Genomic DNA, 19,683 nt, shown 5'->3' on the forward strand with positions numbered 1-19,683 from the left:
TGTGGCGACAGTTTACCCCTGCCGCACAACGCCGCAATATCGCACTATTGCGACATGTACGCCATTCGCGGCCATTTGTCCCTTTTGTCGGGCGGCCAGCGGGTCTAAGTCAGGGCAAGCGTTTCGGAGATACTATGACGTTCTGGGTCCTGATCTTACTGACTGCACTGCTGATTGCCGTGTTTTTGGGATATTCCATGCTGCGCAACAGGAAAAACCGCGAACCTGCCGCGGCCTATGACCTGCGCGTCTACCGTGAACAGTTGGCGGGCGTGGACCGGGACCTGGCCCGAGGCGTAATCCCAGCAGCGGATGCCGACAGGGTACGCACCGAGATCTCTCGTCGCATTCTCGCTGCGGATGCGCAGATGCAGCAGTCTGCAGCGGGCAACGGCCCGTCGCGTGCCGTTACGGTCGGATCACTTGTTGTCGTGGCGCTTGTGCTGGTGGGTGGTGCAATGGGGCTTTATCGTCAACTCGGTGCCAACGGGTTGCCGGATCAACCACTGGAAATGCGACTGGAAATGGCCAAGAGCCTGCGCGCCGATCGTCCGGCTCAGGCCGAATTTGAAGCGTCGACACCGCACGCGCCGACGCCTCAGCTGAAAGAAAGCTATGTCGAATTGCTGGGCCAGTTGCGCGAAACCGTGGCAAGCAGGCCCGATGACTTGCAGGGTCACATACTGCTGGCCCAACATGAGGCCAACGCAGGCAATTTTCAGGCTGCTTACAAGGCGCAGCAACGCGTGATCGAACTGTCGGGTGATGCAGCGCCAGCGGATGCTTATTCCCACCTGGCCGAGATGATGATTCTGGCGGCGGGCGGATATGTTTCGCCCGAGGCTGAGGACGCGCTGAAACAGGCGCTGGATCGCGACCCGCATCATGGACCTGCTCGGTACTATTGGGGGCAGATGCTTGTGCAGACCGGACGACCCGACCTGGCCTACCGGCTTTGGGCCGATGCACTGGCCCAAGCGCCCGCCGGCGCACCCTGGGCAGATGCGATCCGCGCCCAAATTGACGAACTGGCCTTCAGGGCGGGCGTTTTCAATGCTCCGGAAATCCCGGCACCTTCCACCGCGCCAGGCCCTGATCAGGCCGCTGTCGACGCAGCAGCGGAACTGACGCCGGAAGAACGTCAGGACATGATCCGCGGAATGGTCAACCAGTTGTCGGACCGGCTGGCAACCGAAGGCGGATCGCCCGAAGAATGGGCCCGCCTGATTGCAGCACTGGGCGTTCTTGGCGAAGCGGAACGGGCAAGCGGAATATACGACGAAGCGCAATCTGTTTTCGCCGGCAATGCCGATGCGCTGGACATGCTGGCCGCGGCCGCCCGAAGGGCAGGTCTGGAACCATGATCCACGATCAGTTCGAAGATTTCGCCGCCGCGCTGGCCCCGATGACGGCGCTCATGGGGTTGGACCTTGGCGAGAAGACGATCGGCGTGGCGGTTTCGGACCGGATGCGCGGGGTGGCCAGCCCGCTCGAGACGGTCCGGCGCAAGAAATTCACGCTCGATTCCGCGCGGCTTCTGGAAATTGTTGCTGACCGCGAAATCGGAGGAATACTTCTGGGCCTGCCCAAAAACATGGACGGAACTGAAGGCCCCCGATGCCAGTCAACCCGCGCTTTTGCCCGGAATCTGTCGCGCCTGACGGACCTCCCCATCGGTTTTTGGGACGAGAGATTAAGCACAGTTGCGGCAGAAAAGGCACTGCTTGAGGCGGATACGACACGAAAACGTCGCGGACAGGTTATTGATCACGTCGCTGCTGGTTATATTTTGCAAGGAGCGCTCGACAGGTTGCGCTTTCTTTAAAAAGGCGGGTTGGCGCGATGACAAACATGGTTTGGAAAAGGAATGAGGTGGAAAGCCCCTGCGTCCAGATCTGTGTTGTGCACCCGACGGAACGTATCTGCACAGGATGCTACCGCACCCTTGACGAGATTTCGCGCTGGTCCAAGATGGAAAGCAGCGAGCGGGCGGAAATCATGACAGACCTGCCGGCTCGTAAACCGCGTCTCGCGAAACGGCGTGGTGGCCGCGCTGCCCGCCTGAACAAAGGCTGACACTTCAATTCCAGAATAGACCTGTCTGAAGCTGCGCCGCTGCGGGCCGAGTGAACTCCGAGGGGGTTGAGTTCGCGGATCGTGAGTGAGTGGCCAGCACAGCGGCGCGATCAGTTCAGTTGTCTCTCCGCGAAGGGATCAGCCAGCCGTAAGCCAGGATTTTGCGTTTTCGATTTCGTCCGATGGGAAATACTGCGTTCGCGCTCCCAACACGTGGCTTGCCACTTTTTGCGCAATCCTCTGCCAGCCCTTGTCGCCAACAATTGCTGCGCGATCAAGCATCCCGATATGCCCCTGCGCCAGACGGAAATGTGCAGCCAGTGCCGTCAGCCCCTGCCAGCCATCAAATTCCCGCAGATCAATCAGTAACCTGAACCCGTCCCGCTCGCTAAGCAAGCTGTCCAGATCGGTCTCGGCCTGCTTGTATTCATCGGGGTCCAACTTGCCCATCAAGGAAATCTGAATACACGGGCCGCCCAGATCTGTGACATGAATGGCCCCGAGGGATTCGCGCATCCAGCGCCGGGCGGCTTCCAACTCGGTCATCTCGAATACCTGCACCGGGCACGGCAGGATCGGAGCTGCCAGCCGGATGCTAGTCTGAACCCAGCCCTGATCGGCCACCACTGCGATCCGGTCGAAGCCGCGCCAATGGCTCAGACCAAGTTTGGTGTCAGACCACGCGGCTCCAAGGTCGTAACCTTTGAACTCCGGATGCACGATCGCCAGAAGGCGAACCGCGTCATGCTCGGTCAAAGCAGCTTCGATGGCCGGAACAAGGGTCGAAGCATAGTCGTCGGCAGTGATCTGGCCAGACAGTTCAACTTCAATCTGTGCACCATCAGAATTCGTGTGGACGGTCATCATACCGAAAATCCTCCAAAGCTAAACAATGGCAGGACGTTACGGAGTTTCGAGCCACTCGGCTACACCCCCGGCACATTCAGGGCGGAAATAGGCGATCATCCGTCCGTCGGGCCCACAACTTGCGGTCTCAGCCCACGGGGCGACCCCATGCAGACAGTGTCGATGCAAAAGATAAGCCTCGCCCGGCGCGGCCGGCAGTTCGATTCGAGGACACGTGTCGAAGACCTCTCGTCGTGCCGTCTGGTAGATTTCGGTTACGTCGATCTGATGCAGTGCCTCATCCGGGTGTCCGGCCATGGCGTTCCGAAAGGCAGCCCCCATGATCTTGTGGCTCCCCTCCCACAGAACCATCGGCGAAGCATCGGCGCTGGCTTTGTTCAGGGGAATTCCCAAAATCCACGCGTGCGGCTCATCCACATGTCGGCGGCGGCCAGTGCCAGAGGGGCGCAGTCCGTCCACATGGGCGGCATCCTTGTTTCGCCTGTACCGTGCGGCCGCCTCGCTTTCGCCACGTCGGGGGCGCGGGTAGCCGGGGTAGATGACCGAGACCTGCCCTTTGTGCAGCGGCAGAACACCGTACTGCCCAGTGATGAAGTCCATCGCATGCCCGGCCAGCGGCAGCGAACGCCCCACCCGGCCCTGGCGATCATTGGTCAGAGCATCGACACCGATGAACCACGTCCCCTCGCAATCGAGCCACGGAGCGTGCGCCGGGTCCGAGACCGAGCTTCGGGCGGCAGGCAAAGCCTTTTCAACCCATTCGGCCAGAACCGGATCATAAGGAAACGAGATCCAGCCCTTATCTTGAAAATGGTCTACCATCCCACCGCCTTGCGAAGCATGTTGAGGGCGACCAGTGTCAGAAACACGGCAAAAACCCGTTTTAGGGGTTTCGGATCCATCGCGTGGGCCAGTTTCACCCCCCAGGGCGCCGTAATCATCGTCATTGCGACCACCACGCCAAACGCAACCAGATTAACCGCCCCGATTGTCAGCGGCGGACGATGCTCGACCGGGATTTCCACAAACAGAAAGCCCAGGACCGATGGCACTGCGATAATCACGCCGAACCCGGCGGCAGTGGCCACGGCGCGGTGAATGGGGGTGTTGAAAAGGCTCATCAAAGGCACACCGAAACTGCCACCGCCAATCCCCATCAGCACGGAAAAAAAGCCGACCGATGGCGAAAGAACCGCACGGCGCACCCCTTTCGGCATGGCGTCACCCAGCCGCCATTCTGACCGGCCCAGCCCCAGATAAGCCCCGATGACTATGCCGAGTATCCCAAACAGGGCCTGCAGCGCCTCTGTTCGCAAGGCCGAAGCCACCAGCACACCCAGAACGGCACCAATAGCAATACCAACGCCCCATCCGCGCAGGATATCCCAGTCCACCGCGCCTTTCTTGTTGTGCGCAAGCACGGACCGGACAGACGTGACGATGATCGTGGCCAGAGACGTCGCCAGACACAGCTGCATCAGTTGCGGCCCGCCATATCCAAGCGTCTGAAACGCATAGAAAAACGCAGGTACCAGAACAATTCCGCCCCCGACTCCCAGCAACCCGGCCAGCACTCCGGCCAGGGCCCCGATCACAAGCAAAAGGCCCAGCATTTGGGCCAGCAACATCGTCTCGGGCATTGTCCCCCCAAACCGGTGTCAAACCGGATATTGTCTAAACCTCAGCCAGTGGCGCAACCTGTTCCAGCGCCTGCAGCATCACCTCGGGCCCGGCCCCGGAATGTACTGCCCCCTCGGACAGTGCGCGTCGCCATGCCCGCGCACCGGGTCGTCCGGCGAACAGGCCCAGCATGTGACGCGTGATCTGGTGCAGTCGCCCACCGTCGGCAAGGTGTATTTCGACATAAGGCACCATTTCATGGACAACTTCAAACGGGTCAGTGGCAAGTCCTGTTTGAAAGATCAGCGGGTCAGCATCGCAAAGAATGTCGGCGGGCTGATGATAGGCCGAACGTCCGATCATCACACCATCCAGCCCGGCGTCCAGATGCTCCCTCGCTTGTTTCAGCGAGGTGATACCGCCGTTGATCGAGACATGCAGATCAGGAAAAGCCGCTTTCATCCGATGCACCAGACCGTAGTCCAGCGGCGGAATATCGCGGTTTTCCTTTGGGCTGAGCCCTTGAAGCCAGGCCTTGCGCGCGTGGATCGTAACGCGACCGCAGCCTGCCGCGCGGATTGCCTCCAGAAATGCAGGCAGCACTTCTTCGGCTTCCTGATCATCGACGCCAAGGCGGCATTTGACGGTAACTTCGATATCGACAGCATCAATCATCGCCGCCACGCATTCGGCGACGCGAGAGGGGTCCTTCATCAACACCGCCCCAAACGTGCCCGACTGAACCCGATCGGAAGGGCAGCCGCAATTCAGGTTAACCTCATCATACCCGGCTTCTGCGCCCAAGCGCACTGCTTGTGCCAATTCTTCAGGATCCGACCCGCCCAGTTGCAGGGCAACTGGGTGCTCCTGCGGGCTGTAGTCCAGCAAATGAAGTGCCCCACCCCGGACCAATGCCGGGGCGGTCACCATTTCCGTATAAAGCAGGGTTTGACGACTGAGCAACCGATGAAAAAACCGACAATGCCGGTCTGTCCAGTCCATCATGGGGGCCACGCTCAGACGCGCTGCTTTCTGTGCGTTTTTCGTCAATGCGCTGGCTCCGTGTTCGTGCAAGCAAAGCGCCCCGAGATTTGGCCAGCCTGTCTTGCCGGTTCCGGAGCACTGGGGTTTCTGATTCGAGCGTGCCACGGTGTAGCATATTCGGTGAGAGCGAACAGCGACTTGAACGCGATGTGATCCGGCACCCATCACGCTCAAGGTTTTACTCAAATTTGCCCGAAGGCCGGCGATCAAACCACGGAAGGAAGATGCCCAGTTAGCGTACTGGGCTTTTTGTTGAGAGGGCTCGAAGTTGTCCGGCCCTCGACCTTCAGTCGCTATTTGCCGCGAATACGACGTTCCGGTCAGCACCCTTAGAGCTTGGATTGCACTCCGATACCTGGCGTTCACCTTTTGCCGAGCGACGTGTCCGAAAGCTTAGTAAATATAGCGGATCTGATCGGTCCAGTATCGCTCGACCCGGCGCAGTGAGGTGGTGATATGTTCGATCCCGTCAAATTCCAGAACACCACGGCTCTGCAAGCCTTCGGCATGGCGCGAGAACAGCTCGGCCACGATGTCGCGAACCTCTCGGCCGCGTGGGGTCAGGCGCACCCGGACGGACCGCCGGTCAATCTCGCATCTCTGGTGATGCATGTAACCCATTTCGACCAGTTTCGTGAGGTTGTAGCTGACATTGCTGCCCTGATAATAACCCCGGCTTTTTAGTTCGCCCGCCGTCACCTCGTGATCGCCAATATTGAACAGAAGAAGTGCCTGCACCGCATTGATTTCCAGCACACCGACACGTTCGAATTCGTCCTTGATGACATCCAGCAGCAACCGGTGCAGCCGTTCGACAAGGGCCAGCGCCTCAAGATAGCTGGTCATGAACCCTTTGGTTCCCGGCGCGGAAACCTGCAATTCCATACTCATCCGACCCTCCGATTCAGTCGCGCAGTTTCTGACACGATGAACCGAATTTCCGAAAAATCGGTTAAGTGGGATTTTCCGTTACTTTTGAAAGGTCTGCGCGATATCCGCGATCAGGTCCGCAAAGTTTTCAGGAGGCCTGGCCTGCCCAGTCACCCATTGATAAAGGTCCTGATCGTTTTCGTGCAGCAGCGCATCGTAGGCATCCAGACCGACCGTATCCATGCCCGCAAGGTTGCGGTCGGCATAGGCCGAAAGGATCAAATCCATCTCTTTGATCCCGCGCCGCATCGAGCGCATTTTCATACGCTTGATCCGAACATCGCGTGTTTCCGTCACTGTTGAGGCTCCAACATCAGGCGGATCTTTTTCTCAAGACGCGCCGCGCGTTCGGCGCTGGCGCGCATTTCGCCACGAATTGCGCGCAACTCGGCGGCGACGCCTGCCAACTCCAGACTTTCGGCATCCTCCTCCAAGGGGGCGCCCATCCCCTCACCTTCTCCGGTCAGCAACCACATGATCGAGACATTCACCATGCCCGCCATAATCGACAGACGGTTCGCGCGCGGCTCGGACAGATCGTTCTCCCACGCGACAATGGTCGCCTTTTTTACACCCAGCCTGCGGGCCATCTCAGACTGTGACATCCCGGCCGCTTCTCGCGCGCCAGCCAGACGATCCCCAAATGTTGCTGCATCCGGTCCGAACCAGTCGTATTCATCAGTCATCTGGGGCTCCAAATCTATTTTTCATAGCGCTTGATCGTCATTCGGGCGCACCCTATGACAGACAGACAAAACATACAAACCGAGGCCACTCATGAGTTTCCTGTCTGCGACACTGTCACGCGTAAAACCTTCGCCCACAATCGCGATGACGGCAAAGGCGGCTGAAATGAAGGCCGCCGGACGCGACGTCATTGGCCTCAGCGCGGGCGAACCGGATTTCGACACCCCGCAGAACATCAAGGACGCGGCGGTCGCTGCCATTGCCGCCGGCAAGACCAAGTATACCGCCCCCGACGGTATCCCCGAACTCAAGCAGGCGGCCTGCGCCAAGATGAAGCGCGATCACGGGCTGGATTACACGCCGGCCCAGATTTCGGTCGGAACGGGCGGAAAGCAGACGCTGTACAACGCGCTGATGGCGACGATGAATCCGGGCGACGAAGTTGTCATCCCCGCGCCATACTGGGTCAGCTACCCGGACATGGTGCTTTTGGCCGGGGGCACGCCGGTTGTGGTCGAAGCCAAACTCGAAAACAATTTCAAGCTGACCGCCGAACAGCTTGAGGCCGCGATCACGCCGAAGACAAAGTGGTTCATCTTCAACTCTCCATCGAACCCAACCGGGGCCGGATATAGCCGGGAAGAACTGAAGGCGTTGACCGATGTGCTGATGCGCCACCCGCATGTCTGGATCATGTCCGACGATATGTATGAGCACCTGGCTTATGACGGGTTCGAGTTCTGCACCCCTGCTGAGGTTGAGCCGGGACTGTATGACCGTACGCTCACCTGCAACGGCGTATCCAAAGCCTATGCCATGACCGGCTGGCGGATCGGTTACGCCGCGGGCCCGGTCGAGATCATTGCGGCCATGCGTAAAATCCAGTCGCAATCCACCTCTAACCCGTGTTCAGTCAGCCAATGGGCCGCGGTTGAGGCACTGAACGGCACCCAGGCGTTTCTGGCCCCCAACAACGAGACCTTCAAACGGCGCCGCGATCTGGTTGTCGAGATGCTGAATGAAATCGACGGCATTTCCTGCCCCACGCCCGAAGGCGCGTTCTATGTGTACCCGTCCATCGCAGGTCTGATCGGAAAGACCAGCCCTGCAGGCACCCTTATTGACAGTGACGAAGCCTTTGCCACCGCATTGCTGGAGGAAGCGGACGTTGCCGTTGTCTTTGGTGCGGCCTTTGGGCTGTCGCCGAATTTCCGGATCAGCTACGCGACTTCGGACGCGGCCCTGAAAGAGGCGTGTACCCGCATTCAACGGTTTTGCGCCGCACTGATCTGATCGGAGAAAAATCTTGTCGACAGACCTGCCGGAATACTATTTCCGTGTCCGCGAAAACGGAGCGGTCGTGTTCAAAATCGATACGGCAAATCGACATCGCCGGATCGAAATGGATCAGATCGCCGTTATCAACATTCGAAATGACGACGTCAAAGCTCATGGGCAGCACACGCTTTCCGATGCTGACAAGGCCGAGATCCAACGCTGGATGACAGAACGTAAAGCCCTGTTGGCGAAACGTGACATTGACGACATTCACCGCGCGGTCGACTACCTGAACCTGACGACACAGTGGGCCCAGTCCAAGGCCACGGAAGAACAGCTTGAAGATGTCAGCGACCGGTTGCTGATGGCGATGCACGACCTCCGGACTGTGCTTGTACGCAAGAAGGCCGATCGCCTGAACAAAAACTGATCAGGCCGCCGGTCTTTCGACAGGCAACCCGACCTCTCGCACGGACCTGTACCAGAAACGGGCCATCAGCATCACCGCAGCGCAGGCCAGCCCAATGACAAGGCCAAGCCAAACTCCGATACCCTCCATACCCCGCATGAAGCCAAAGTAGTAAGACGCCGGAATACCGATCACCCAATAGCTGAGCGCGGCCATCACCATTGGGATCTTGGCGTCCTGCACACCGCGCAACAAGCCCAGCGCGATGACCTGAGCGCCATCAACCAGCTGGAACAGGGCTGCCATGGCCAGAAGCCCGGTGCCGATCGCCAGAATCTCCGGACGCTCGGGGTTGTCCGCTTCCATAAACAGGGAAATCAACGGTTCGGCGCAAGTCAGAAACAGGATGATCGTCAGCACTGACACAACCAGCGACATCCCGGTTACGGCAATCGCGCCTTTTTCCAGGTGCGCTCGATCCTTCCGGCCCAGCGCGTTGCCTGCCCTTATGGTGGCGGCGTTTGAAAGGCCCAGGTGAACCATGAACGTTGCCGAGGCGAGGTTCAGCGCAATACCGTGCGCGGCCAACGGTACCTGCCCGATCCATCCCATCATCAGGGCCGAAGTGGCAAACAGGGAAACCTCGGCCAGCATGGTCAGGCCGATAGGAACGCCCAACCGCAGAACACTGCCGAACATTTCCCAATCCGGCCGCCAGAAACGCTGAAACAGGCTGTGTTCAGGCAAAACGCGCACGGCATAGTAGATGACGCAAATCAACGAAACGATCTGCGTCACAACCGATGCGATGGCGGCCCCCATGACACCAAGTTCCGGAGCCCCCCAATTGCCAAAGATCAGCGCGTAGTTCGTCACCGCGTTCACCAGGGCAGCGGCAACGGTAATCCACAAGACGATCTGTGTACGCTCCAACGCAGCCAGATAAGACTTCAGCACCATGACCAATAGCGCCGGGATGATCCCCCACCCTGCGACACGCAAGTACTCCGACGCTGTTTGAGCAACCTCCGGCTCCTGCTTCAGGGCGATCAGTATGGGATAGGACCACCAAAGCAGCGGCATGATCAGGGCCGAGTAAATCAGCGACAGCCACAACCCCATGCGGGTTGATCTTCGGATGCTGGTTTCGTTCTCCTCCGCCGCGGCCGTTGCGACCATGGGCATGACCGCCAAGCCGAATCCTGCGCCGAAAAGGAACAGAACAAAGTAGTAACTGCTGGCCAGCGTCACCGCAGCCAGCGCTTCGACCCCGTACCATCCCAACATGATGGTATCGGTCAGGCCAATCGCATACTGCGCAAGATGCCCGCCAATCAGGGGCAGACCGAGAACGGCAATCGCGCGAAAATGGCCGGGATATGACATGACTTTGCTCATCGCAACAGCCATAGGCCCGGCCATCGTCAGGGACAAGAGCCGATCAGCGAATTTTCAAACTGAGACTCCGAATTCCCCAAAGGCCAGATTGTTCATAAACGCGCTTCGGGATGCAGCGACGTACCCAGCACGTGATCCGAACGATGTATGACGTGATGCGCCTGCCCGACGATCAGCGGATCAGGCTCGTCAACCAATTCGTGATCCTTGTCCGGGTAATCCAGCGTCGACAAGAAATGCCGCATACAGTTCAGCCGTGCGCGTTTCTTGTCATTCGATTTGACAATGGTCCAGGGCGCATCGGCGGTGTCGGTGTAAAAGAACATCGCCTCCTTCGCCTCGGTATAATCATCCCATTTGTCCAGACTGGCCTTGTCGATTGGCGACAGCTTCCACTGCTTCAGCGGATCGGTTTCGCGGCTCTTGAACCTGCGTTGCTGTTCGGGCTGCGTGACCGAGAACCAGTACTTGTACAACTGGATACCCGATCGCACCAGCATCCGTTCCAGTTCGGGCGTCTGCCGCATGAACTCAAGGTATTCGTTTGGCGAACAGAACCCCATCACGCGCTCGACACCTGCCCGGTTGTACCAGGACCGGTCGTAGAACACCATTTCACCCACCGTCGGCAGTTCCTGCACATACCGCTGATAGTACCACTGCCCCTTCTCTTCCCACGTCGGCTTGTTCAGGGCCACCACGCGGGCCTGACGGGGGTTCAGGTGCTCCATGAACCGCTTGATCGTGCCGCCTTTGCCCGCCGCGTCGCGCCCTTCAAACAGCAGAACAAACCGCTGGCCCGTCTCCTGCGCCCAAAGCTGCACCTTGAGCAATTCAGCCTGAAGCTTCGCCTTTTCCGCCTCGTAGGTTTTGCGCGCCATCTTGTGGCCGTAAGGGTACTTGCCGCTCTCGAAAGCGTGCCGGATTTTCTCGGCGCATGGCTGCGCGGCATCCTGAACTTCAGCCTGTACAGTATTGATCTCAGTGGGTTTCAAGTCGGTCTGGACGATTGCCGCCATGCATATGCTCCTGGGTTTCAATGTTTCCCGGAACGCCTAGCAGAAACTCATAAAATTCGCTTTGATCGGCATCAAACTCCGACAGGCGCAACAGCCTGCCCACGCCCGCTTGCGCCCTTACCGATGGCCCCAATCGTCGGGGTTGTCGGAGTTGTTTGGCGCCAGTCCCAAAACATCCCCCTTGGTCGAACACCCCAATCCCAAAACTGTCCGGTTGGCATAGGAAAAATAGGAACAGACCTGATTGATCTCGAGGATCTCTCCGTCGTCCCACCCCGCACCTCGCAAAGCGATCACATCGGCCTCGGTCAGTTCGGCCGGCGCTTCGGTCAGCTTGCGGGCATATCCCATCGCTGCCACCTGTGCTGCATCCAGCGGCGCCGTTTCCGGCTGTCGCGCCTCAATCGCTGCGCGTATGGCATCACCTCGCAAAGTATCACCCAGCAACCGCTGCAACCCGTTGAAGTGATGTTCCACACAATAGCCGCACCGATTCAGCGAGCTGACCCAGACACCCAGGACTTCGAGAAACCATTTGGGAATCTGGTTGCCTGAATGGTGCAGCACGTTCTTGTAGATCGCCATGTGGCCTTCCATCGAATGCGGGCGCAGGCTGTGCGCCATCATGATGTTGTCCACGTTGTTGTCCGGGCCGGTCACTCGCTCATACAGCTTTCGCAACTTACCTTTCGCCTCGTCAAACGGAATGGTTTTGATCCAGCTCATTCGCAATCCTCTCTATGGGCCAAACGCCCTTGGCCGTGAACCCTCAGCGCTCTGTCGGGATATTGATGCCAAAGGAATAGGCGGAACAAAAGTCCTGAAAACAGCAGACTAAGAAAAGCCCGGATCTGTCACGCTTGGGTCTTGCGGCAAACAAATGTCGTAGCCGACAACGGCATCGTCATTTCGCTTGGGCCAAAAGTGCGGTGCAGAGCAGACGCCATTTCCCTGGCAACGTCATCCGAAGAAACTCCGCCTCGGGATCTGATTTCATCAATCAATGGATTCCCGAAAACCAAAGCTTTCGCAAATGTCTCGGGCGCCTCAATGCGTTTGCTCAGTCGAATGGTCTCGTACCTGATGTCACCCCATCCTGCCTCGGCAAGGTCCGCCTTGACCAACTGTGGATCACCGTAGTGAAAGGGAACCTTATAAAACCCGGGCGGATCATCCGGAAAAAACTGTCGGGCCACTTCGTGAGCCATCTGCGAAAACGGGTTCTCGGACATTGCGCTCCACACGTTGAAAACGTAACGGCCGCCGGGCTTGATAACTCGGGCTGCCTCGCGGAATGAGGCAACTTTGTCGGGAAAGAACATCACTCCAAACTGGCAAACCATAAGATCGAAACGGGCTTCCTCAAATGGTAGATCCATTGCATCCGCGACTGAGAACCGGAGATTATCGCCCTCTTCGAGTTTCTTTTTTGCCACCTCCAGCATCGGCCCGTTCAGATCCGTCACCAGCAAACTGGCGTCCTTCGGTAATCTGTCGCGCAGCTTGCCACTGACAATTCCGGTGCCAGCCGCCAGTTCGATTACATTTGCCACGGCCTCTGCACAGCATTCGTCGACAAGCCGGTCTGCATAGTCGACAAAAATATTGGGCCCTAGCCCCTTGTCGTAATGCTCAGGAATCTCTCCAACAAAACCGGACGCGCTCGTGTTCATCAACCCACTCCTTTGCAATAAGGCCGTTGCTCGAACCCAGACTAGCAAATTACCGTCGATCAGGCGAAAACTCAGCCGCCAGCACATCTATCCACAACACCTCGCGCCCCTCTTCCCCCCGCACACATCACCTGCCATAATGGAGTAAACCCAAAAACAAGAGCAGCACCCATGCCCGACGATCTGTTGACGCCCAGCGCCACCGCCGCCTATGACGCCTCCTCGATTGAGGTGCTTGAAGGGCTGGAACCGGTCCGCAAACGCCCCGGCATGTATATCGGCGGCACGGACGAACGCGCTTTGCACCACATGGTTGCCGAAATCCTCGACAACTCGATGGACGAGGCCGTGGCCGGACATGCGAACCGGATCGAGGTCGAACTGCACTCGGATTACGCTTTGACGGTGCGCGACAATGGGCGCGGTATACCGATCGATCCGCACCCAAAGTTCCCGGACAAATCGGCGCTGGAGGTCATTCTTTGCACCCTGCACGCGGGCGGTAAATTCTCGGGCAAGGCCTACCAGACCTCGGGCGGTTTGCACGGCGTGGGTGCGTCCGTTGTCAACGCTTTGTCGGATTCGATGGTCGTGCAGGTGGCGCGCGACAAACAACTGTTCGAACAGCGGTTCTCGCGCGGTATCCCGCTGGGCCCAGTCGAGAAAATCGGTGCGGCCCCCAACCGGCGCGGCACCACCGTCACCTTCCACGCGGATGCGGAAATATTCGGCCATCACCGGTTCAAGCCCGCCCGCCTGTTCAAGTCGATCCGATCCAAAGCCTACCTTTTCTCGGGCGTCGAAATCCGCTGGAAATCCGCCATCGATGATGGTGAAACCCCGACCGAGGCGAGTTTTCACTTTCCCGGCGGTCTGTCGGACTATCTGAAAGAGACCATGAACGGCTCGTCCACCTATGCCGAGCAGCCCTTTGCCGGCACCGTTGACTTTAACGAGAAATTCGGCGCCCCCGGCAAGGTCGAATGGGCGATCAACTGGACGCCCTCGCGCGACGGTTTCATCCAATCCTACTGTAACACCGTTCCCACGCCCGAAGGCGGCACTCATGTGGCCGGGTTCTGGGCCGCAGTTCTCAAAGGGATCAAGGCCTACGGGGAACTGATCAACAACAAAAAGGCCGGTCAGATCACCCGCGACGACCTGATCACAGGCGGCTGCGCCCTGGTGTCGTGTTTCATCAGTGAGCCGGAATTCGTCGGCCAGACCAAGGACCGTCTGGCCACGGTCGAGGCACAACGGCTGGTCGAAAACTCGGTCCGCGACCATTTCGATAACTGGCTGGCCGCAGACACGAAATCCGCCGGGGCGATCCTCGACTTCCTCATCCTGAGGGCCGAAGAACGCCTGCGCCGACGGGCCGAGAAGGAAACACAACGCAAGTCCGCCACTAAGAAACTTCGTCTTCCCGGCAAGTTGGTGGACTGTTCCAGTTCAACACGCGACGGTACGGAATTATTCATCGTCGAGGGGGACTCGGCGGGCGGGTCCGCCAAAATGGGCCGCGACCGCAAAACACAGGCCCTGCTGCCCCTGCGCGGCAAGATCCTGAACGTGCTGGGCGCCGCCAGTTCGAAACTGGGTACCAATGCCGAAATCAACGACCTGACGCAGGCGCTGGGTGTCGGCCTTGGCACCAGGTTCAACGTCGACGACCTGCGCTATGACAAGGTCATCATCATGACCGACGCGGATGTGGACGGGGCGCATATCGCATCGCTGCTGATGACGTTCTTCTTCACCCAGATGCGCCCGATGATCGACGCGGGCCACCTGTATCTGGCCTGCCCGCCCCTTTATCGCCTGACCCAGGGCGCCAAGCGCGTCTATTGCCTGGACGAGGCTGAGCGCGACGAGTGGCTTGAGAAAGGTCTGGGCGGCAAAGGCAAGATCGACGTGTCCCGCTTCAAGGGTCTGGGTGAGATGGACGCCAAGGATCTGAAAGAGACCACGATGGACCCGGCATCCCGCAAACTGATCCGCGTCACGATTGATGAGGACGAACCCGGCGAGACCGGCGACCTGGTCGAGCGCCTGATGGGCAAAAAACCCGAACTGCGGTTCCAATACATTCAAGAGAACGCACGGTTTGTGGAGGAGTTGGATGTTTGAAGTCAAATAATAGAAACGACCTCGAAGTCGCCTATGAGCGTGTCATAGATCGTTATCATCGCCTTAACGACATTGTCGAAGACCTAATACTCCACAAGTTAGACGAGAATAAACTGAAGTACTCAGGAGTTAAAAGCCGCGTAAAATGCATTGATAGCTTTCTCGAAAAATGCCAGAAAAAGGAATATGAACAACCCCTAGATGAATGCACAGACATCCTTGGAATTCGAGTTATTTCCTATCTTGAAAGCGATATCGAAAAGATAGAGTCTATAGTTCGCGATCTCTTTAGCGTTAACGAAAAAGATTCGATAGACAAGAGAAGACCAGAAAGCACTCGCGAATTTGGCTACAGATCCTTACACCTAATTTGTAAGCTTGGGGATGCGAGAAGTAGTTTACCTGAGTACTCCGACTTGCACGCATTAGAGTTTGAAGTTCAAATTCGTACAGCCCTACAAGACACCTGGGCTGAGATTGAGCACGCTTTCAATTACAAATCCAAAGCCGCTCTTCCTGCTGCTTTAGAGCGTAAGTTGTTTGGCGCTTCTGCCGTATTAGAAACCGTAGACGCGACCCTCGCAACTGTAACGAAAGAAGCAAACGAATATTTTGAGCTAGTAGCCAGCGGCGCTACTGGCCACGGTTCAGACCCTTTAACAAGCGTTGGAATTGAAGCGTTTGTTAAGAGCTACGTGGAAAAAAACAGTATTCCAAACATTGATGATAACCCCAAATATAAGAACTGGAGTGAAACCGCCATTGTTGAGTTAGAGAAATTTGGAATCGAAACTCTCGCTGACCTCGATAAGCTCATGAATTCCATTCCACAAAGAAACTATCTTAGCTTTGTTAATAGCAATAACAAATTCAATCCGATTCAGATTGTTCGAATTCCAATGATTTTTTCAGACCCGAAGAAATTTTTCGAAAAAATCGATACTTCAACTCTTCCAAATGTTGGTTCAAGAGTTGCTGGTCTGGTACAGGAAGAGCATCCTGACCTAGACATACGCGACTTGCTTGAGAAGAATGGGTTTCCAGCGATCGGAGATGATTAGCAAGCGTAGGATGGGTTTCTAACCCATCAATTTTTCCACATCTAGATGGATGAAAAACCCATCCTAATTCACCACAGTTCTCGTGCAAGACGCGAGCGTGAATGTGCAACACCTCAACGCGCCGGTAGGCCGGACTTCAGCCCGGCACACCGCAACCCCCTTGCCTAACCCGTTGACCCCGTTCACACTTGCGCACAATCCGTCATAGAAGAACGACATTTGAGGTTCCGAGCGTCCAAGACCCAATTTCAACGAACACGAGATTTCGAACGGGAGGACGACATGAAATCATTAACCCTCGGGCTGGCCTTTGCCGTGCTGGCCAGCCAGGCAAACGCGCAGCAGGCTCTGCTCACCGCGTCACCAATTCCGGTCGGGGCAGAGTTACGGTTCTGCTACTATCAGGGCATGGCCTATTCACTGGATTCCTTCGTGGTGATCTCGGGCGACAACACCGTCACCACTACCTCAACATCGCGAGAGGAACATCTGCTCCGCTGTGTCAAACGGGATGATGGCACGATGAGCTGGCGGCCACAAAGCAGCTTTCAGACCAGCCGGTGATGCAATGGCGGGCCTGCTAGCCCACCTTTCCATCCAACCAATCGGCAATCTGCCCGGCGGGTTTTTCCCAGCCGGGTTCCATGAACAGAAAATGCGCGTGATCCTTTACGGGCATAAAGGTCGCGCGGTCTCCGTACAATTCCGCCAAAGCGCGGCAGGTGTCAGGGTTCACCGCCCGATCCTCGGTGCCTGAAACGATCAGCACGGGGCAGTCGACCTTGTCGATGTCGACCTTCATTGCGTGGTGGTCGTCGAACATCCAGAAGAACATCTCGAACATCACCCGGCCGCTTTCGGCGCCCAACTGGTCAAACACCGCGTGTTGTTGCGCCTCGGGCATCTTGTTCAGCGCAAAGGGCGCCATCAGGTCGAACTCGACTCGCATGGGTTGCTTCCAGAACGCCCCGCCCTCCATCAGCGCGCGGGGGATGGCCCGTTCGTCGTCGGTTTCGGGCAAGGTGCCCCACGCTGCATTCGGGTTGATCAGCACGATGGCGCTGGCCAACCCGCGCGCCGCCACCTGCTGGGCCACCACGCCCGCAATCGCATGGCCAAGGAGAACCGGCTTGCTGTCCAGTCCCTTCACAAGTTCCGCGATGTCGTCCGCATAATCCGTCACACTGGTATCGGTCAGGCCCGGATCAGGCTCGGCCTTCGGATCTCCGCCATGATGTCGCAATGCGGGGGTGTGCACGGTCCAACCCCTGTCGCGGAAGAAACCCGCGTAATCCTGCATGCACCAAGGCCCGGCAAAGGCCCCGTGGATCAGAACAATCTCTTTGGTCATGAAAACGCTCCCTCATCACTCCGACTCAATATGAGAGATCGGGGGCGCACTCAGCAAGATGGTCTTGGGGGGATTAAACGGCCAGCCCGATCAGCGCCACGCCAACGGCCATCAGAACCGCGGCCCCCAGCCGCCGCATCCAGTTGCCTTCTTTCAGGAAAATGAACCCGATCAGCGCCGCGAAGATGACCGAGGTTTCGCGCAGCGCCGAAACCGCGCCCAGTGGGGCAAAGTTCTTGGCGTAAAGCACCAACCCATAGGCCGCCATCGACACCAGGCCGCCCAACAGGCCAACAACCCACACGTTAATAGGATAATCCGCCAGTTTCTTTCGCCTGCGGATGCCGACGAATCCGGCAATAAACAGGTGCAGAAAAGCCCCCCAGGCCCAGTAGCTGAGCGTGTTTCCCGACAAGCGCACCCCGATCCCGTCGAACACCGAATAGATCGAGATACACACCCCTGTGCCTATCGCGAACAACAGCGTCGAGCGCCCGAGCCCCGAACGCAATGCCCTCCAGTTGCTGAGCTGGATACCAACCGCGATCAGAGCAATCCCGGCCCAAGCCTGCAGGGGCAGCATTTCGCCCACCAACAGCATCGCCCAGAGGGACACCAGCGCCGGTACGATCCCGCGGGCGATGGGATAGACGACGCTCAGGTCACCGTGCTGATACGCCTTGCCCAGCATGAAATAGTACCCAAAATGCACGAAGGTCGAGATCAGGATGTAGGGGAAGCTCTCGGCGCTGGGCATGGGCAGCATGACAACCATGATCGCACCGGGAATAGCCTGCCCAAGAGCCACCAAGCCCATCGTCGTGGTTCGGTCGGCCGCAGATTTGACTATTGCGTTCCAAACTGCATGCAGCATTGCAGCCGCCAAAGTGATGGCGATGACAAACGGGGTCACGTCCGAACCTTTCGTGAAACAAAACCGGCCCGCAAAACGGGCCGGTGTCCTATTGTCACAAAGAGAGGTGGATCACAACGCGGTGTTAAAGAGGTTTGTGAGGTTCTCTTGGGTAAGTTCGACCGGGTTTCCGCCACAGGAGGGGTCGATGAGTGCGCCCTGGACGAGGTCCGGGATTGCGGATTCGGTGACGCCCAGTTCGGAGAGCTTGCGCGGGATGCAGAGGCTGTCGTTGAAGTCCTGCGCAAAGGCGCGGAAGCCGTCAAATCCGCCATCGATGCCCAGATAGGCCGCGGCCTGCGCGAACCGGTCGGCGATGGCGGGGGCGTTGAAGTCCAGCACGGCGGGCATACAGACCGCGTTGGTGGTGCCGTGATGGGTGTTGAAGTGCGCGCCGACCGGGTGGCTCATGGCGTGGATCGCGCCCAGGCCCTTCTGGAAGGCGGTGGCGCCCATGGCGGCGGCGCTCATCATCTGGGCGCGGGCCTCGATATCGGTGCCGTCGGCATAGGCGCGCGGCAGGTAATCCTTGACCAGGCGCATCCCTTCCAAAGCGATGCCCTGGCTCATCGGATGGTAGTGCGGGCTGGAATAGGCCTCGACACAATGGGCAAAGGCATCCAGCCCGGTACCTGCGGTGATGAACCTGGGCATGCCCACGGTCAGTTCCGGATCGCAGATCACCACCGTGGGCAGCACTTTCGGGTGGAAGATGATCTTCTTGGCGTGCGTCTCGGAATTGGTGATGACGCTGGCGCGACCTACCTCCGACCCGGTGCCTGCCGTTGTTGGCACCGCGATGATCGGGGCGATGGCATCGGCATCGGCGCGGGTCCACCAGTCGCCAATGTCTTCAAAATCCCAGACTGGCCGCGTCTGACCTGCCATGAAGGCCACCATCTTGCCCAGATCCAGACCCGAGCCGCCGCCAAACGCTATCACCCCGTCATGGCCACCCGCGTTGTAAGCCGCGACACCGGCCTCAAGGTTCTTCTCATTCGGGTTCGGGTCCACGTCGCTGAACAGGCCGCGCCCCAGACCGGCGGCCTCCATGATATCCAGCGTTGCCGTGGTGATCGGCAGGTCGGCCAGCCCCTTGTCGGTGACCAGCAGCGGGCGTTTCATCCCGGCGGCCGCGCAGGCCTCGGGCAGTTCCCGGATTCGGCCTGCGCCGAATTTGATCGCAGTCGGATAAGACCAGTTTCCTTGAAGGCTCATGTCCTGTTT

General features: G+C 58.2%; 22 protein-coding genes. 8 read left to right on the plus strand and 14 right to left on the minus strand.

Annotated elements, in window-relative coordinates; all coding sequences use genetic code 11:
* Nucleotides 1–134 precede the first annotated feature (134 nt).
* The 3 genes from ccmI to ACR0FE_RS03920 are packed head-to-tail and all read left to right on the plus strand — an operon-like array spanning nucleotide 135 to nucleotide 2,076.
* Complete coding sequence (gene ccmI / locus ACR0FE_RS03910) at nucleotides 135–1,364, plus strand: c-type cytochrome biogenesis protein CcmI (protein ID WP_480911178.1); 1,230 nt, start codon at nucleotides 135–137, stop codon at nucleotides 1,362–1,364.
* The gene (ruvX, locus tag ACR0FE_RS03915; RefSeq protein WP_170610139.1) at nucleotides 1,361–1,825 is read left to right on the plus strand and encodes a Holliday junction resolvase RuvX; all 465 of its coding nucleotides are present in this window, start codon (nucleotides 1,361–1,363) and stop codon (nucleotides 1,823–1,825) included. The genes ccmI and ruvX overlap by 4 nt, the downstream gene beginning before the upstream one ends.
* 17 nt (nucleotides 1,826–1,842) lie before the next feature.
* Nucleotides 1,843–2,076 (plus strand): DUF1289 domain-containing protein, encoded by a 234-nt coding sequence (locus tag ACR0FE_RS03920; RefSeq protein ID WP_170610137.1) that lies wholly within the window; start codon nucleotides 1,843–1,845, stop codon nucleotides 2,074–2,076.
* Nucleotides 2,077–2,214: 138 nt separating this feature from the next.
* Here ACR0FE_RS03920 and ACR0FE_RS03925 read toward each other — a convergent pair whose 3' ends face one another.
* From ACR0FE_RS03925 to ACR0FE_RS03955, 7 genes are all read right to left on the minus strand, one after another.
* On the minus strand, nucleotides 2,215–2,940 hold the full coding sequence (locus tag ACR0FE_RS03925) for a SpoIIAA family protein (RefSeq protein ID WP_480911182.1): 726 nt from the start codon (nucleotides 2,938–2,940) through the stop codon (nucleotides 2,215–2,217).
* Nucleotides 2,941–2,979: 39 nt separating this feature from the next.
* Nucleotides 2,980–3,765, minus strand: a complete 786-nt coding sequence (locus ACR0FE_RS03930; protein ID WP_480490186.1) for a hypothetical protein — start codon at nucleotides 3,763–3,765, stop codon at nucleotides 2,980–2,982.
* Entirely contained in the window at nucleotides 3,759–4,583 is an 825-nt protein-coding gene (locus tag ACR0FE_RS03935; RefSeq protein ID WP_480911186.1) for a sulfite exporter TauE/SafE family protein, read from the minus strand. The genes ACR0FE_RS03930 and ACR0FE_RS03935 overlap by 7 nt, the downstream gene beginning before the upstream one ends.
* A 34-nt stretch (nucleotides 4,584–4,617) precedes the next feature.
* Nucleotides 4,618–5,613 (minus strand): tRNA dihydrouridine(20/20a) synthase DusA, encoded by a 996-nt coding sequence (dusA, locus tag ACR0FE_RS03940; protein WP_480490190.1) that lies wholly within the window; start codon nucleotides 5,611–5,613, stop codon nucleotides 4,618–4,620.
* Between the two features lie 387 nt (nucleotides 5,614–6,000).
* Nucleotides 6,001–6,498: a winged helix DNA-binding protein gene (locus tag ACR0FE_RS03945; protein ID WP_170610129.1), complete on the minus strand. Its 498-nt coding sequence runs from the start codon at nucleotides 6,496–6,498 to the stop codon at nucleotides 6,001–6,003.
* Between the two features lie 78 nt (nucleotides 6,499–6,576).
* Nucleotides 6,577–6,834: a succinate dehydrogenase assembly factor 2 gene (locus tag ACR0FE_RS03950; RefSeq protein ID WP_480490192.1), complete on the minus strand. Its 258-nt coding sequence runs from the start codon at nucleotides 6,832–6,834 to the stop codon at nucleotides 6,577–6,579.
* On the minus strand, nucleotides 6,831–7,223 hold the full coding sequence (locus tag ACR0FE_RS03955; RefSeq protein ID WP_170676314.1) for a helix-turn-helix domain-containing protein: 393 nt from the start codon (nucleotides 7,221–7,223) through the stop codon (nucleotides 6,831–6,833). The genes ACR0FE_RS03950 and ACR0FE_RS03955 overlap by 4 nt, the downstream gene beginning before the upstream one ends.
* Nucleotides 7,224–7,314: 91 nt before the next feature.
* On the opposite strand from ACR0FE_RS03955, the gene ACR0FE_RS03960 reads away from it, so the two are divergent.
* Both ACR0FE_RS03960 and ACR0FE_RS03965 read left to right on the plus strand, forming a co-directional pair.
* Nucleotides 7,315–8,517, plus strand: coding sequence for a pyridoxal phosphate-dependent aminotransferase (locus ACR0FE_RS03960; RefSeq protein ID WP_480490194.1), 1,203 nt, complete (start codon nucleotides 7,315–7,317; stop codon nucleotides 8,515–8,517).
* Nucleotides 8,518–8,530: 13 nt separating this feature from the next.
* Nucleotides 8,531–8,932 (plus strand): hypothetical protein, encoded by a 402-nt coding sequence (locus tag ACR0FE_RS03965; protein ID WP_480490196.1) that lies wholly within the window; start codon nucleotides 8,531–8,533, stop codon nucleotides 8,930–8,932.
* Here ACR0FE_RS03965 and ACR0FE_RS03970 read toward each other — a convergent pair whose 3' ends face one another.
* The 4 genes from ACR0FE_RS03970 to ACR0FE_RS03985 all read right to left on the minus strand — a co-directional run bounded on the left by ACR0FE_RS03970 (nucleotide 8,933) and on the right by ACR0FE_RS03985 (nucleotide 13,001).
* Nucleotides 8,933–10,309, minus strand: a complete 1,377-nt coding sequence (locus tag ACR0FE_RS03970; RefSeq protein WP_480911192.1) for an MATE family efflux transporter — start codon at nucleotides 10,307–10,309, stop codon at nucleotides 8,933–8,935.
* Nucleotides 10,310–10,401: 92 nt separating this feature from the next.
* A complete protein-coding gene (gene ppk2 / locus ACR0FE_RS03975) occupies nucleotides 10,402–11,328 on the minus strand; it encodes a polyphosphate kinase 2 (protein WP_480490199.1) in 927 nt (308 codons plus the stop codon).
* Between the two features lie 117 nt (nucleotides 11,329–11,445).
* Nucleotides 11,446–12,054, minus strand: a complete 609-nt coding sequence (locus ACR0FE_RS03980; RefSeq protein ID WP_480911196.1) for a carboxymuconolactone decarboxylase family protein — start codon at nucleotides 12,052–12,054, stop codon at nucleotides 11,446–11,448.
* A 128-nt stretch (nucleotides 12,055–12,182) separates the two neighbouring features.
* Nucleotides 12,183–13,001, minus strand: a complete 819-nt coding sequence (locus tag ACR0FE_RS03985; protein WP_480911199.1) for a class I SAM-dependent methyltransferase — start codon at nucleotides 12,999–13,001, stop codon at nucleotides 12,183–12,185.
* A gap of 171 nt (nucleotides 13,002–13,172) precedes the next feature.
* Here ACR0FE_RS03985 and parE point away from each other — a divergent pair, with 171 nt between their 5' ends.
* From parE to ACR0FE_RS04000, 3 genes are all read left to right on the plus strand, one after another.
* Nucleotides 13,173–15,131, plus strand: coding sequence for a DNA topoisomerase IV subunit B (gene parE / locus ACR0FE_RS03990; RefSeq protein ID WP_480911202.1), 1,959 nt, complete (start codon nucleotides 13,173–13,175; stop codon nucleotides 15,129–15,131).
* A complete protein-coding gene (locus tag ACR0FE_RS03995) occupies nucleotides 15,128–16,192 on the plus strand; it encodes a GTP pyrophosphokinase (protein ID WP_480911205.1) in 1,065 nt (354 codons plus the stop codon). The genes parE and ACR0FE_RS03995 overlap by 4 nt, the downstream gene beginning before the upstream one ends.
* Before the next feature lie 282 nt (nucleotides 16,193–16,474).
* Complete coding sequence (locus ACR0FE_RS04000; protein ID WP_170610108.1) at nucleotides 16,475–16,756, plus strand: hypothetical protein; 282 nt, start codon at nucleotides 16,475–16,477, stop codon at nucleotides 16,754–16,756.
* A 16-nt stretch (nucleotides 16,757–16,772) separates the two neighbouring features.
* Here the strand turns inward: ACR0FE_RS04000 and ACR0FE_RS04005 are convergent, their stop codons facing one another.
* The 3 genes from ACR0FE_RS04005 to ACR0FE_RS04015 form a co-directional block, all read right to left on the minus strand.
* Nucleotides 16,773–17,543, minus strand: coding sequence for an alpha/beta hydrolase (locus ACR0FE_RS04005; RefSeq protein ID WP_480911210.1), 771 nt, complete (start codon nucleotides 17,541–17,543; stop codon nucleotides 16,773–16,775).
* Between the two features lie 73 nt (nucleotides 17,544–17,616).
* Nucleotides 17,617–18,456: a DMT family transporter gene (locus tag ACR0FE_RS04010; RefSeq protein ID WP_170816613.1), complete on the minus strand. Its 840-nt coding sequence runs from the start codon at nucleotides 18,454–18,456 to the stop codon at nucleotides 17,617–17,619.
* A gap of 72 nt (nucleotides 18,457–18,528) precedes the next feature.
* On the minus strand, nucleotides 18,529–19,674 hold the full coding sequence (locus tag ACR0FE_RS04015) for an iron-containing alcohol dehydrogenase (protein ID WP_480911213.1): 1,146 nt from the start codon (nucleotides 19,672–19,674) through the stop codon (nucleotides 18,529–18,531).
* Nucleotides 19,675–19,683 lie beyond the last annotated feature (9 nt).

The organism is Ruegeria sp. K7 (assembly GCF_056531785.1).

What these genes read in the sequence shown, in the direction of transcription:
- ccmI (WP_480911178.1), top strand. Translation starts at nt 135, where the DNA reads ATGACGTTCTGGGTCCTGATCTTACTGACTGCACTGCTGATTGCCGTG.
- ruvX (WP_170610139.1), top strand. Translation starts at nt 1,361, where the DNA reads ATGATCCACGATCAGTTCGAAGATTTCGCCGCCGCGCTGGCCCCGATG.
- ACR0FE_RS03920 (WP_170610137.1), top strand. Translation starts at nt 1,843, where the DNA reads ATGACAAACATGGTTTGGAAAAGGAATGAGGTGGAAAGCCCCTGCGTC.
- ACR0FE_RS03925 (WP_480911182.1), bottom strand. Translation starts at nt 2,940, where the DNA reads ATGACCGTCCACACGAATTCTGATGGTGCACAGATTGAAGTTGAACTG.
- ACR0FE_RS03930 (WP_480490186.1), bottom strand. Translation starts at nt 3,765, where the DNA reads ATGGTAGACCATTTTCAAGATAAGGGCTGGATCTCGTTTCCTTATGAT.
- ACR0FE_RS03935 (WP_480911186.1), bottom strand. Translation starts at nt 4,583, where the DNA reads ATGCCCGAGACGATGTTGCTGGCCCAAATGCTGGGCCTTTTGCTTGTG.
- ACR0FE_RS03945 (WP_170610129.1), bottom strand. Translation starts at nt 6,498, where the DNA reads ATGAGTATGGAATTGCAGGTTTCCGCGCCGGGAACCAAAGGGTTCATG.
- ACR0FE_RS03955 (WP_170676314.1), bottom strand. Translation starts at nt 7,223, where the DNA reads ATGACTGATGAATACGACTGGTTCGGACCGGATGCAGCAACATTTGGG.
- ACR0FE_RS03960 (WP_480490194.1), top strand. Translation starts at nt 7,315, where the DNA reads ATGAGTTTCCTGTCTGCGACACTGTCACGCGTAAAACCTTCGCCCACA.
- ACR0FE_RS03970 (WP_480911192.1), bottom strand. Translation starts at nt 10,309, where the DNA reads ATGAGCAAAGTCATGTCATATCCCGGCCATTTTCGCGCGATTGCCGTT.
- ppk2 (WP_480490199.1), bottom strand. Translation starts at nt 11,328, where the DNA reads ATGGCGGCAATCGTCCAGACCGACTTGAAACCCACTGAGATCAATACT.
- ACR0FE_RS03980 (WP_480911196.1), bottom strand. Translation starts at nt 12,054, where the DNA reads ATGAGCTGGATCAAAACCATTCCGTTTGACGAGGCGAAAGGTAAGTTG.
- ACR0FE_RS03985 (WP_480911199.1), bottom strand. Translation starts at nt 13,001, where the DNA reads ATGAACACGAGCGCGTCCGGTTTTGTTGGAGAGATTCCTGAGCATTAC.
- parE (WP_480911202.1), top strand. Translation starts at nt 13,173, where the DNA reads ATGCCCGACGATCTGTTGACGCCCAGCGCCACCGCCGCCTATGACGCC.
- ACR0FE_RS04000 (WP_170610108.1), top strand. Translation starts at nt 16,475, where the DNA reads ATGAAATCATTAACCCTCGGGCTGGCCTTTGCCGTGCTGGCCAGCCAG.
- ACR0FE_RS04005 (WP_480911210.1), bottom strand. Translation starts at nt 17,543, where the DNA reads ATGACCAAAGAGATTGTTCTGATCCACGGGGCCTTTGCCGGGCCTTGG.
- ACR0FE_RS04015 (WP_480911213.1), bottom strand. Translation starts at nt 19,674, where the DNA reads ATGAGCCTTCAAGGAAACTGGTCTTATCCGACTGCGATCAAATTCGGC.